We start from the raw sequence: 12425 nt of genomic DNA on the forward strand, positions 1-12425 counted from the left end.
CGGCCCCGGGCTCCCTCAGGCCGCGAGACGGGCCGACAGGGCGGTCAGCACCGGTGAGCACCCCTCGTCCAGGTGCACCGTCGCGAGCTCTGCCGCCCTGGTCGGACCCCGGTTGACGACGACCACGGGGATCCCGCGGGACGCCGCCCGCTTGACGAACCGACGCCCCGAGAAGACGGTGCACGACGTCCCCGCCACGAGCAGGGCCCGGGCGCCGTCGACGAGGCCGTAGCAGCGCTCGACCCGCCCGACCGGCACGTTCTCGCCGAAGAACACGACGTCCGGCTTGAGCGCCCCGCCGCAGGTCTCGCACGCGGCGACGACGAAGCCGTCCGTGTCGTCGATGACGACGTCGCCGTCCGGCGCGACGTCGGCCTCGGGCAGGTCGTCCCGCTCGGCCCAGCCCGGGTTGAGCGCGCTCAGCCGCTCGTGAAGCCGGCGGCGCTCCGAGCGCACGCCGCAGTCCAGGCAGACCACCCGCGACAGCGCCCCGTGCAGCTCGACGACCGGGTCGGAGCCCGCCGCGACGTGCAGCCCGTCGACGTTCTGCGTGACGACCGCGTCGACGAGCCCCCGCGTGCCGAGCGCGGCGAGCGCCCGGTGGCCGTCGTTCGGGGCCGCGGTCGACATGCGCAGCCAGCCGACGTGGCTGCGCGCCCAGTAGCGGCGTCTCGCGTCGGCGCTGCGCGTGAACTGCTGGTACGTCATGGGCGTGCGGCGCGGCGAGCCGGGGCCGCGGTAGTCCGGGATGCCGGAGTCCGTGCTGAGCCCGGCTCCCGTGAGCGCGACGACCCCACCGCCCGCGAGGAGCCGGTAGGCCTCCTCGAGCGTGCCGGCGGCCGCCTCCACAGGCAGCGGGTGCACGACCATCGCCTCAAGGGTAAGCCGGTGTCCGTGCGCCTCCGACCGCTGCCCGGGCAGGACCCGACACCCCGACCCGGACCCCTCAGGGGCGACGGCCTCGCCGCGACGGACCCGGCCATCGCCGGTGTCGTCGCCCGGATGGACACCGCCCTGTCGCGGCTCGAGCAGCTCGGCGACCCGGCCCGGCACTTCCTCACGACCTACCGCGACGTCACGCACGCCGTCGGCGCCGCCGCCGGCTCCGGCCGCGTGGAGGACCCGGCGTGGCTCGCCCGCTGGGACGTCGCCTTCGCCGAGCCCTACCTCGAGGCCCTCGCCGCGCGCGAACGCGGCGACCACGTGGCGGGGCCGTGGCGCGAGGCGTTCGCCGCACCGGCCGACCTGCACCCGTACCTGCACGTCCTGCTCGGCATGAACGCCCACATCAACCTCGACATGCCGTTGTCGCTGCTCGCGGTGCTGAGCGACGCCGACGTCCGCGACGAGCGGCTCATGGCCTCACGGCACCGCGACCACGAGGCGCTCGACTCCGTCATCGCCGCGCTCGTGCCGGAGCAGTCGCGGCGGCTGGTCCGTGTTGCCGGGCCCGGCGCGGCGCCCGGCCCGCTCGACCGCGCGCTCATGCCGGCGTCCCGCGCGGCGTCCCGGCAGGTGCTCCGGCACGGCCGGCACGCGGTGTGGCGCAACACGGGGGTGCTGCTCGGGGCCCGGCGCGAGGGGCCCGGCGCGCTCCGGGCTGCCACCGACCGCCTCGAGCGGCTCACGACGGACCGCGTGGCGGACCTCGTCGGACCCCGGCACCCGCTGCTGCACCTGGCGCGCCGCGGCTTCGGGGTCCGCCTGTAGCGCCGCCTGCGCGACGACCCTCTGACCACCCGCCCGACCACCCGCCCGACGACCCGTCCGACGACAGGGTTCGGGCTCCCGCGGGCCACCCCGGTCCTAGTGGTCCGGCTCGGCACGAAACGGGAGGGGCGCCGTCGGTGCCCGGCCGTACCGTCGCGCCGTGAGCCCGACCGCGTCCCGTCCCGCCCTCGTGCTGGCGTGGTTCGTCGCCGCCTCCTGCTGGGGCGCGAGCTTCCTGTTCATCAAGTGGGGGCTGGAGGGGCTGTCGCCGGCGCAGGTCGCACTCGCCCGGGTCCTGCTCGGGTCGCTGTTCCTCGGCGGCTGGCTGCTCGTCACCCGCACCCGCCTGCCGCGCGACCGCACGACCTGGGCGCACCTGGCGGTCCTCGGGCTGTTCTTCTGCTTCCTGCCCTTCACGCTCTTCGCCTGGGCGGAGACCCGCATCGACAGCGGCCTGGCCGCCGTCCTCAACGCCACCACGCCGCTGTGGACGCTCGTCCTCGTCCTCGCGTTCCTGCCGGCGGAGAAGGTCACGACCCGCAAGGTCGTCGGCCTGCTCGTCGGCTTCGCCGGCGTGGTCGTCGTGACCCTCCCCGACCTCGCCGCCGGAGCCGGCGGCAGCCTGCTGGGGCAGCTGGCGTGCCTGGGGGCGACCGCCTGCTACGGCGTGGCGCTCGTGTGGGTGCGCCGCTTCGTCATCCCGCGCGGGGTCCAGCCGCTCGTCATCGCGTTCGGGCAGGTCACGTGCGGACTCGGCTGGTGCCTGCTCGCGGCCCCGGTGCTGTCGCGCGACCCGGTCGACCTGTCGTGGACGGTCGTCCTCGCGATGGTCGCGCTCGGTGTGCTCGGGACCGGTCTCGCCTTCGTCCTCAACACCGCCGTGACGGCGGGGCTCGGGGCGACGTTCGCGTCGACCGTCACGTACCTGTCGCCGGTCATCGGGGTCGTGCTCGGTGTCGTCGTGCTCGGGGAGGAGCTCACGGTCGCCGGGGTCGCGGGCGGCGCCGTCGTCATCCTGGGGGTGGCCGTCGGCCAGGGCCTGCTGCGTCTCCCGGGTCGTCGTCCGGACGGCGGTCCGCGCGACGCCCGGGCGCCGGCCGTCCCGGCGACGGCGGTGGCGACGGGGGCGGCGGTGCCTCCGTCCCGGGGTGCGCAGCCGCCTGCAGGGCAGCCGGACGCAGCCGCGCCACCTCCTCCCGCAGGGCACGGAGCTCCTCGAGCACGGGCCTGAGCGCACTCTCGTCGAGCGCTGCAGCGGAGGTCGCCGGCGCGCCCGGGCCCCGACCGGTCGCCGCGAGGTCGGGCTCGGCGCCGTGCTCGGCGCCGTGCTCGGCGCCGTGCTCGGCGCCGTGCTCGGTGTCGTGCTCGGTGCCGGGTGCGGGCCTGTCGCCCGGGACCGCCGCGCGGGCCCACACCCCCGTGCCGGACGGCCTCGTCCGGGTGAGGTGCGCGGCGACGCTCGCGGTGAGCGTGCCGAGAACGCCGATGCCCAGCAGCATCCCCGTCACCGCGAAGGCGCGCCCCAGCGGGGTGACGGGCACGAGGTCGCCGTAGCCGACCGTGGCCACCGTGACCACCGCCCACCACAGCGCGTCGCCGTACCCGGTGATGAGCGCGCCCTCCGCGTCGCGCTCGGCGACGAGGACCGCGGCCGCCAGCAGCAGCACGAGCGTCCCCGCGACCAGGACGAGGTCGACGACCGTCCGTCGCACGACGTCGCCCGGGCGCCCGTCCACCCCCGCCGCGCGCAGCAGCGCCCTTCCGGCCACGAGCGCCGCCAGCACGCCGGGCACGAGCAGCACGAGCAGCTGCACGGGATGAGCGAGCGCGAAGGCCAGGGCCGCGCGGCTGCGGACGAGGCGGACCGCGTACCCCGCCGCGAACAGCAGCCACACGAGCGTGCGGGCCACGACCGCGACGAGGTCCACGAGCGGGTCGTCGAGGACGGCCTGGGCCGCGGTGGCGGCGAGGAAGACGAGCGACGCCCCGACCAGGAGGGGGCGCCGCCACGCGCGGTCGGCGGCGCCGCCGGTTCCCGCTCGTCCCACGCCCACGAGTGTCGTCGGGGCACGCCCCCGCACCCCGTACCGTGAGAGGCATGTCGCAGCCCGAGTCGTCCGGGGCGCCTCGGGAGCCCGGCCGCGAGCCGGCTCGCGCGGCCGCCGTGCTCGACCGTGCGCGGGCGGCTCTGCTGGACCGGCCCTCCGCGGCGCGTGACCTCAGGCTCGTCGCGGACGCGACGCTCGACCTCACGGTCGCCCACCCGTCCGGGCAGGCGGTCCTGCTGTCGACCGGGCGCCAGGCCCTGTCCGGTCTCGTGCGCGACGCCGAGGCGCGCGTCGAGGCCCTGCGACGGCTCCGGCGCTTCCGCGAGGTGATCGGCGAGCTGGAGGCCGACGGGCTGCAGGCGGGCCACCTGGTCGCCGGCGTCGTCGTGCTGCCCGGGGCCGTGGAGGTCCCCGTGCTGCTGCGCCGCTGCCGCGTGGGCGGGACGGGCGACGGCGACGTGTCGGTCTCCGTGTCCGGCGACGCCGTGCTCAACCCCGCGCTCGTCCGCGAGCTCGCGCGGCGCAGCTCCGGCGCCCTCGACCTCGACCACGTCGTGGCGGGGCGCGTGCCCCGCCCCGACGCGCGGGGCGGCGTCGACCCCTACCCGCTCCTCGACCTCGTGCAGTCCCACCTGCCCGCCGTGCCGGGTGCCACGCTGCGCCGCCGGCTGCTGCTCGCGCCCGTCACGGTCGACCCGGACCGGGTCGTCGCCGACCTCGACCGGCTGCGTCCGCTCCTCGACGACGCCTCGCCGCTCGCCTGGCTCGGCGACGACTGGGACGAGGACGGTCCCGCGCTCGCCGCCCGTCTGGCCGCGGCTATCGAGGCCGGTCCCGTGGACCCCGGGCCCGGCGTCGCGGCCGTCGCGGAGCTGCTCGACCGCTTCGCCCCGACCCGCCCCGACGCCGACCAGCGCCGTGTGCTCGAGGCGGTCCTCGCCGGCCACAGCCTCGCCGTCGACGCCCCGCCCGGCACCGGGGCCACCACGCTCGCGGTGACGGTCGCGGCGGTCGCGACGGCCACCGGGCGCCGCTGTCTCGTGGTGGTGCCCGACCCCGGACAGGCCGACGTGCTCCGGGACCGACTCGAGGCGAGCGGCCTCGCCGGCGCCGTCGGTGACGAGCCGCTGGCCGGCCCGGTCGGTGGCGGTGGTCCCGAGGCCGCTGGTGCCTCGGGTGCCGTCGGTGCCACGGGTGACGTCGCCGCCCCCGCCCGCGCGGCGGACGGCGCCCCCGGCGACGCCCGGCACAGCGCCCGGCACGAGGCCGCGGCCCAGCGCTACCGCGACGCGGCCACGCGGCTGCGGGAGGTGCGCCGGCCGTGGCAGGTCAGCCGCGCCGACGTGCTGTCGGCCCTCGCCGCCGGCGTCCTGGACGGCCCGCGGCTCACCGACGTCGTCCTGCCCCAGGACCCCGGCACCGCCCTGTCGCGCGACCAGGTCGACGCCCTCGCCGAGGACCTCGGCGAGGCGGTGCGCCTCGGCCTGCTCGAGGAGCGGACCAGCGCCTGGACCGGCGCGCGCATCACCGACCGGCAGGGCGCGCAGGAGGCGCTCGGCCTCGCCCGTCGCCTGCGCGACGAGCTGGTGCGGGAGGCCGCCACGGCCGCCGACGACCTCGCGCACGGCACGGGCACCGCGCCCGCGACGACGGTCTCGGAGGTCGCGCAGCGCCACCGGCTCTTCAGCGGCCTGCAGGCGACGCTGGACCGGCTGGTGCCCGAGGTCTTCGACATGCACGTGCTCGACCTCGTCGCCGCGACCGGCGACGAGGAGTTCCGCCGCACGACGGGCTACGCGGTGCCGCTGCCGAGCCGCTGGCGGCTGCAGCGGCGCGCCCGGCGCCTCGTCCGCCCCGGTGTGCAGGTGGACGACGCCCAGCTGCACCGTCTGTTGGTCGCGGCCGCCGACCAGCGCCGGCAGTGGCAGGAGATCTCCGAGGGGACCGGCTGGGCGCACCTGCCCGCCGCGACCGGCGCGATGGTGGCGGCGCTCGCGGCGCTCGTGCGCGCCTGCCAGCGCCTCGACGCCGTGCACCCCGGGCTCGGCCTCATGGGCTCCGACCTCGACGCCGTGCAGGCGACGGCCGCGCGCCTGGCCGACGACGCCCTCGCGCTGGACGACCTGCCGAGGCGCACGCTGCTGGAGCAGCGGGTGCGCGAGCGCGGCGGCGAGCGGCTGGTCCGCGCGCTGCGGGATCTGCCGCCCGGCGTCGTCGACCCGGCCGCCGCGGCCCGCGAGCTGCGCCTGGCGTGGTGGCACGGTGTCGCCGACGCCACGGCCCCCGCCACGGCCGACCGGGCGGCCACCACGGACGCCGCCGCGGAGCACGCGCGCTCGGAGGCGGCGTGGCTCGCCGGGGCGGCGGCCCGGGCCGCGGCGTCCCGCGCCGGCCTCGACCCGCGGCTGCGGCTGCCGGACCCGGTGCGCGTCGTGCTGCCCGCGCAGGTGGCCGACCTAGCCCCGGACGACCACGTGGACGTCGTCGTCCTCGACGACGCCGGGCGCCTGCCCGTGGTCGACGTCGTGGGGGCGCTCGCCCGCGCCGCGCAGGTGGTCGCGGTCGGTGACCTCGGCACGGCGAGGCCGGGCTCCGCGGGTGCGGTGCTGCTGGGCTGTGTGCCCGCCGACGCCCTCACCGCCTCCCACCGTGCGCAGGACCCGGTGCTGGCGGGGCTCGCGACGGCAGCCGGGAGCCGCCCGGTCCGCACCGCCGGCAGCCCGAGCACGCAGGCGGCCGTCGTGCGGACGTTCCTCGAGGGCGCCGTCGGCCTGCCCGGTGGGGACGTGGACCGGCTGGAGACGACAGAGGCCGAGGTCGAGCACGTCGTCGCGGAGGTCCTGCGGCTCGTCGCGGAGCTCGCGACGCAGGACCCGCCGCGCTCCGTCGCCGTGCTCGCCCTCACCCGCGCGCACGCCGCGGCCGTCGCGGCGGGCGTCCGGCGCGCGGTGCGGACCTACCCCGCGCTCGCGGACGCCTTCGGCGCCGACCACGAGGAGCCGGTCATCGTGGCGACCGTCGACCAGGCACGCGGGGCGGAGCGCGACGAGGTCGTCCTCACCACCGGCTTCGCCCGCACGCCCCACGGCCGCGTCGTGCACCGCTTCGGGCCGCTCGACGGCGACGGCGGCCCCGGGCTGCTCGCGACCGCCGTGACCCGCGCGAGGCACCGGCTGCACGTGGTGACGGCGCTGCGCGCCCGCGATCTCGACCCGGGCCGGCTGCGGACGCCGGGCGCCCGGGCGCTGCGCGACGTCCTCACCGCGGTCGAGGAGGCAGCGGGCCGGCCGGAGCGCGCCGGCCGAGGCCGCGGCACAGGGCACCGTGCGCCGACGGGTGGCGCGTCCACCTCGGCGCCACCCTCGGGTCCCTCCGCCGCCGCGGCGACCACGGCAGACGTTCCGGCCGAGCGGGCCCGCCGCCTCGGCGACCCCGTGCTGGGGGTGCTGGCCGCCGAGCTGACCGACGTCCACACCGTGACGGTCGAGCCGGCGACCGGCGGCGGTCTGCTCGTCTGCGGGCCCGGTGGGGTCGTCGTCGTCGACGTGGACCTCGACGTGCCCGACCCGGCTGCGCTCGCCGCGCGTCGCGCCCGGCTCGCGGAGGCGGGCTGGCCGCACCGGCTCGTGGCCGCGGAGGTCGTGGCCGCCGACGTCGCCGGCGCGGCGCGCGACCTGGCCGTCGGCCTCGGCGCCGAGCCGGCGCAGGTCGGTGTCGACGCCGCGCCGCTCGTCGTGCCCGCCGGTGATCCGGGCGCCGAACGTGACCCGGAGGCCGCCGGCTCGGGCGCTGCCGTGCCAGGACCCGCGCCGACCGCGCCCGACGCGCCCGGTGAGCCCGGTGAGCCCGGCGAGCCCGGTGAGCGGGGCGAGCCCGGTGAGCGGGGCGACGCCGGTGAGCCCGGCGAGGCCTCCGAGCCCGACGCGGCCGGTGAGCCCGAGGAGGCCAGCGACGTCGACGAGCCCGACGCCGCCGACGAGCCCGCAGCCCCCGCCACCGCGCACCAGGCGACCGACGCCCCGCCCGCGGAGCCGCCTTCCGCGGGCGTCCGGTCCGAGGGACCGGACGCAGACGCGCCCGCCGAGCGCGACGGCGCCGCGCAGCAGGCGCGCCCCGCACGCGGCGCCGCGTCGGAGCCGGTCCTGCCGCCGTCGCCGGACGAGTCGGCGGTCGGCTGGGGCGAGCCCGACGACGGCGAGGACCGGCTGCTCCGGGAGCGCCCGCCCCACTGGTGAGGCGCCCCACGCCGACGCCCGACGGGGCGCGACGCCGGAGGGAGTCGGTGCCGGCCCTCGGCGCACGCCCCGGAACCCGTCAGGGCCCAGGGGCGGCACCGACGAGGGGTCAGAGGGTGGGGCGCCCCTGCTGCGCGCGGAGCAGGTCGCGGATCTCCGTCAGGAGCTCGATGTCCGGGGTGGGAGCCGCCTCGGCCGGCAGCTCGCCGGCCCGGCGGAGCTCGGCGAGCCTGTTCATCGGCAGCACGAAGACGAAGTAGACGACGGCTGCGGTGATGAGGAACTGGATGACCGCCCCCAGCAGCGCGCCGAAGTTGACGATCGTCGCGGGGTTGCCGTCGACGAGCTGCACCGACAGCCCCGGGATCTCCCCGCCGCCGCCCACGGCGGCCAGGACGGGGTTGATGACCTGCTCGGTGACCGACGCGACGAGCGCGGCGAACGCCGTGCCGATGACGACCGCGACAGCAAGCTCCACGATGTTGCCGCGGAGCACGAAGTCCTTGAAGCCCTGGAGCACGAGCTCTCCCTCCCGCTGCCGACCGGCAGCCCTGGCAGGGCGCGACGGCGACCGCCGGCCCACCGGCAGGCCGCCGGCACGTCACCCTAGAACGGGGACACCGATCGGGTCGGGGCCGGACCAGCCAGGGTCGGCGGCGGGCCGCTCACGGTCCGGGTCCCCGCGGGCGCAGCGCGAGGTCGAGGCCCCCCGGCCGGGCGCTCGCGAGGACCCGCGCGTCGGCGTCCGACACCGCGACCGCGACGGTCCCCGTGGGCACGGTGGCGGCGCCCGACGTGCCCGACGCGCCCGCCGTGCCGTCCACCGGAACGGGTACCGCGACGACCAGCGCCGCCTCGACCAGCCGCACCACCGGCGCGGTCCCGGCCTGCACCCAGCCCGCCGGCGCGTCGAGCGCGGCACGGTCACCGGGCGCGTCCCGGGGCCGGTCGTCGGGCGGCGCGGGGCCGTACACGTCGACCCGGTCGCCGGGGCGCAGCAGCGGCAGCAGCCCCGGCTCCACCGGGGCCACCGCGACGAGGACGGAGCGGTGGCCCACGAGGCCGGCCGCCTCCGGCGCCGCGCCGGTCGTCGCGGCGCCGCTCGCCGCGGCCTCCGCGGCGAGCACCCCGTCGGTCACCCGCGCGTCCCACAGCCCGCCGCTCCCCGGCCCGCCTGCGGCCGGCAGTGGGCTCAGGCCGGACCCGGCGACCCCGTCGCCCGGCGCGTCCGGGGCGCCGGGGGACGCGTCGGGCGCCGTGCCGCGGGCCAGCAGCGGGCCGAGCAGCAGGCAGAGCACCGCGACCGGCACCGCGACCGGCGCGAGCCGGGACCACGTCCGGCGCACGCGACGGCGCCGGTGCGGGTCGAAGCGCACCAGCGGTCGGAACGGTCCCGGCAGCACCCGCCCAGCGTGACGCCGCCCGGCGAGGCCCCGGGCCGGACGCGGGCGCCGGCTGTGGACGGGCGGGCCGGTCGCGGGGTGTGGGGACGTCACACGGCGGTGCGGGCGGCGGGCGAGGCGGTGCGTCCGCAGGTCCGCCTCAGGCGGCCGAGGACCCGCTCGTGCCCTTGCCCGACGACCCGGACGTGCCCGACGACCCGGACGACGACCCCGACCCGCCGGAGCCGGAGCCGGTCGAGCCGGAGCCCGAGGAACCTGAGCCCGACGAGCCGGAGGCAGAGGACGACTCGCCCGAGGACCCCGACCCGCCCGAGGAGCCGGAGCCGGACCCGCCGGAGCCGGACCCGTTCGAGCCAGAGCCGGAGCCGGAGCTCGAGCGGGAGTCGGTGCGGTAGAAGCCCGAGCCCTTGAACACGACCCCGACGGCGCCGAACTTCTTGCGCAGCCGCCCGGAGCACTCCGGGCAGTCGGTGAGGGCGTCGTCGGTGAAGGACTGCTGGGCGTCGAACTCGTGACCGCACGCGGTGCACGCGTAGGCGTACGTCGGCACGGGGCCTCCTGGCGTCGTGGGACCCCGCGGACCGGGGTAGCACTCGTTGGTGTCGAGTGCCAATAGTACGGCCGGGCGCCGGGTGCGTCAGCGGCTGGCGATGGCGAGGAACTCCGCGCGGGTCCGTGCGTCCTCCCGCACCCGCCCGAGCAGCGCAGACGTCGTGGTGCTCGAGCCCTGCGCCTGCACGCCGCGGATCGTCATGCACGTGTGCTCGGCGGTGAGCACGACCCCGACGCCCTTCGGCTCGAGGTGCTCCTGCAGCCAGCGGGCGACCTGCTGCGTCATGCGCTCCTGCACCTGCGGGCGGCGGGCGAACAGCTCGACGACCCGCGCGAGCTTGCTGAGCCCGAGGATGCGGTCCGCGGGCAGGTACCCGACGGTCGCGTGCCCCGTGAAGGGCAGCAGGTGGTGCTCGCACACCGACGTGAACTCGATGTCGCGGGCGACGACCATCTCGTCGTAGCCCTCGTCGTTGGGGAACGTCGTCATCTCGAACGGGCGCGGGCGGAACAGCTCCGCGTACGCCTTGGCCATCCGCAGCGGCGTGCGGTCGAGCCCGGGCCGGTCGAGGTCGACGCCGAGCGCCACGAGGAAGGCCCGCGCGGCGTCCTCGGCGGCGGGCAGGTCCGGCTCGGGCATGGGTCCCGTCACGAGCTCAGCGGTGCGCGGGGCGGTGTCGTCGACGCGGCGGGAACGGGCGACGGACAGGTCGGGGACGGACGCGGACACGGGGACCTCCTCCGGCGCCCGCAGCAGGGGAGCGAGGCGCCGCGACCACGGTAGACGCGCCTCACGGCGGTCGCTCCCCTGCCGGGTCGCCCCAGCCCGCGAGGCGACCGTGCTCGCTGACCGCACGCAGGCGCCGCTCGACGGCCTCCCGGACCGCCGGCGTCGTCACGACGAGGACGGCGTCGCCGTGGCGCAGCGTCGTGGCCGGCGACGGCACGACGGCGCCGTCCGGCCGTACGACGAGCGAGACGTGGGCCGGGCGCGGCAGGCGCAGCTCCTGCACGCTGACCCCGTGCAGCCGGGAGCGCTCGTGCACCTGCACCTCCAGCAGGTCCGCGCCCATCCGCCCGAGCGGGGAGCTCTCGACGTCGACCTCGGCGTTGTGGTCGTCCTCCTGCAGCCCGAGCCGGCGCGCGAGCCACGGCAGCGTCGGCGCCTGGAGCAGGACGCTCACGACCACCACGACGAAGACGACGTCGAAGATGCGGCGGGAGCCGTCGACGCCCGCGATGACGGGGATGGTCGCGAGCACGATGGGCACGGCGCCGCGCAGCCCCGCCCACGAGAGGAACACCTGGTCGCGCCACGGCACGCCCAGCCACGACACCGACGCCACCACCGAGGCGGGCCGCGCGACCAGCACGAGGATCGCGGTGATGGCGAGGGCGGGCAGCAGGGCGTCGGGCAGCCGCGAGGGGGTCGCGAGGAGGCCCAGCAGCACGAACAGGCCGATCTGCGCGAACCAGCCGAGCGACGTCGCGAAGCCGCGGGTGGCACCCCCGTGCGGCAGCCGTGCGTTGCCCACGACGAGCGCGGCGACGTAGACGGCGATGAAGCCGCTGCCGCCCAGCAGGACCGCCGCGCCGTAGGCGATGCCGACGACGGCGAGCACCGCGAGGGGGAAGGGCCCGGACACCGGCGCCGCGAGCCGTCGCAGCGCGGTGGTGCCCGCCCGCCCGACCAGCAGGCCGACGACCACGCCGACGAGCAGGGCGAGGACGGCCAGCAGCACCGACAGCCACCACGGGTCCTCGCTCGTGCCCGCGGCCGCCGCCGTCAGCGCGAGGACGGCGAGGACCGCTGGCGCGTCGTTGAGCCCCGACTCGGCCTCGAGCGCACCGACCAGGCGGCGCGGCAGCCGTACCGAGCGCAGGACGGAGAACACCGCCGCGGCGTCGGTGCTCGCGACCACCGCGCCCAGCAGCAGCGCCGTCACGAGGTCGACGTCGAGGACCAGCCACGCGCCCACGCCCGTCACGAGCAGCGAGACGCACGTGCCGAGCGTCGCGAGCGCGGACGCGGGCCCGAGCGAGCCGCGGATGGAGTCCCACCGGGTCGTGAGACCGCCCTCGGCGAGGATGAGCGCGAGGGCCGTGTAGCCGAGGCCCTGCACGAGCTGCTCGTCGTCGAACTGCAGGCCGAGCACGTCCTCGCCGAGCAGCACGCCCAGCGCGAGGTAGAGCAGCAGCGAGGGCAGGCCCGTCCTCGTCGACAGCCGCACGGCGGCGACTGCGAGGAGCAGGACGAGCGCGACGGCGACGAGGACGGCCTCGGGCGGGGCGACGACGGCCCGGCCGTCGAGCACCCCGAGCGCGGGCACCGTCCACAGCACCGTCCGCCTCCACCTCCCGACCCCGCTCCCGCGCCCTAGTGTGCCGGGGTGCGCGACGGGGGCGAGGGGACCGACCGGTGGCCGGGCGCGCCGACGGCGCGCCGGCCGCACCGCCGGCGGCCCAGGACGTCGCGG

9 protein-coding genes and 1 pseudogene are annotated in these 12425 nt (G+C 78.1%); 3 read left to right on the forward strand and 7 right to left on the reverse strand.

Annotated elements, in window-relative coordinates; all coding sequences use genetic code 11:
* Window positions 1-15: 15 nt before the first annotated feature.
* Window positions 16-870: an NAD-dependent protein deacetylase gene (locus tag WAA21_RS05790; protein ID WP_336921823.1), complete on the reverse strand. Its 855-nt coding sequence runs from the start codon at window positions 868-870 to the stop codon at window positions 16-18.
* Window positions 871-888: 18 nt separating this feature from the next.
* Between WAA21_RS05790 and WAA21_RS05795 the strand changes: the two genes are divergently transcribed.
* Both WAA21_RS05795 and WAA21_RS05800 read left to right on the forward strand, forming a co-directional pair.
* Complete coding sequence (locus WAA21_RS05795) at window positions 889-1710, forward strand: DUF5995 family protein (RefSeq protein WP_336921824.1); 822 nt, start codon at window positions 889-891, stop codon at window positions 1708-1710.
* A 160-nt stretch (window positions 1711-1870) separates the two neighbouring features.
* Window positions 1871-2941: a DMT family transporter gene (locus WAA21_RS05800; RefSeq protein WP_336921825.1), complete on the forward strand. Its 1071-nt coding sequence runs from the start codon at window positions 1871-1873 to the stop codon at window positions 2939-2941.
* Window positions 2942-3164: 223 nt separating this feature from the next.
* On the opposite strand, the pseudogene WAA21_RS05805 reads toward WAA21_RS05800, so the two are convergent.
* A pseudogene (locus WAA21_RS05805) lies at window positions 3165-3791 on the reverse strand (potassium channel family protein); the annotation flags it as partial.
* A 17-nt stretch (window positions 3792-3808) separates the two neighbouring features.
* Here WAA21_RS05805 and WAA21_RS05810 point away from each other — a divergent pair.
* Window positions 3809-7993 (forward strand): hypothetical protein, encoded by a 4185-nt coding sequence (locus tag WAA21_RS05810; RefSeq protein WP_336921826.1) that lies wholly within the window; start codon window positions 3809-3811, stop codon window positions 7991-7993.
* Window positions 7994-8102: 109 nt separating this feature from the next.
* Here WAA21_RS05810 and mscL read toward each other — a convergent pair whose 3' ends face one another.
* The 5 genes from mscL to WAA21_RS05835 all read right to left on the reverse strand — a co-directional run bounded on the left by mscL (window position 8103) and on the right by WAA21_RS05835 (window position 12290).
* Window positions 8103-8513 carry a large conductance mechanosensitive channel protein MscL gene (mscL, locus tag WAA21_RS05815; RefSeq protein ID WP_336921827.1) on the reverse strand — a complete coding sequence of 137 codons (411 nt, stop codon included), beginning with the start codon at window positions 8511-8513 and terminating at the stop codon, window positions 8103-8105.
* Between the two features lie 145 nt (window positions 8514-8658).
* Window positions 8659-9396, reverse strand: a complete 738-nt coding sequence (locus WAA21_RS05820; protein WP_336921828.1) for a hypothetical protein — start codon at window positions 9394-9396, stop codon at window positions 8659-8661.
* Between the two features lie 139 nt (window positions 9397-9535).
* Window positions 9536-9946 carry an FmdB family zinc ribbon protein gene (locus WAA21_RS05825; protein ID WP_336921829.1) on the reverse strand — a complete coding sequence of 137 codons (411 nt, stop codon included), beginning with the start codon at window positions 9944-9946 and terminating at the stop codon, window positions 9536-9538.
* A gap of 87 nt (window positions 9947-10033) precedes the next feature.
* Window positions 10034-10678: a GTP cyclohydrolase I FolE gene (gene folE, locus WAA21_RS05830; protein ID WP_442893234.1), complete on the reverse strand. Its 645-nt coding sequence runs from the start codon at window positions 10676-10678 to the stop codon at window positions 10034-10036.
* 61 nt (window positions 10679-10739) lie between these two features.
* Window positions 10740-12290 carry a potassium/proton antiporter gene (locus WAA21_RS05835; protein WP_336921830.1) on the reverse strand — a complete coding sequence of 517 codons (1551 nt, stop codon included), beginning with the start codon at window positions 12288-12290 and terminating at the stop codon, window positions 10740-10742.
* Window positions 12291-12425 lie beyond the last annotated feature (135 nt).

It is taken from the genome of Aquipuribacter sp. SD81, from assembly GCF_037153975.1.
Classification (GTDB): Bacteria; Actinomycetota; Actinomycetes; order Actinomycetales; family JBBAYJ01; genus Aquipuribacter.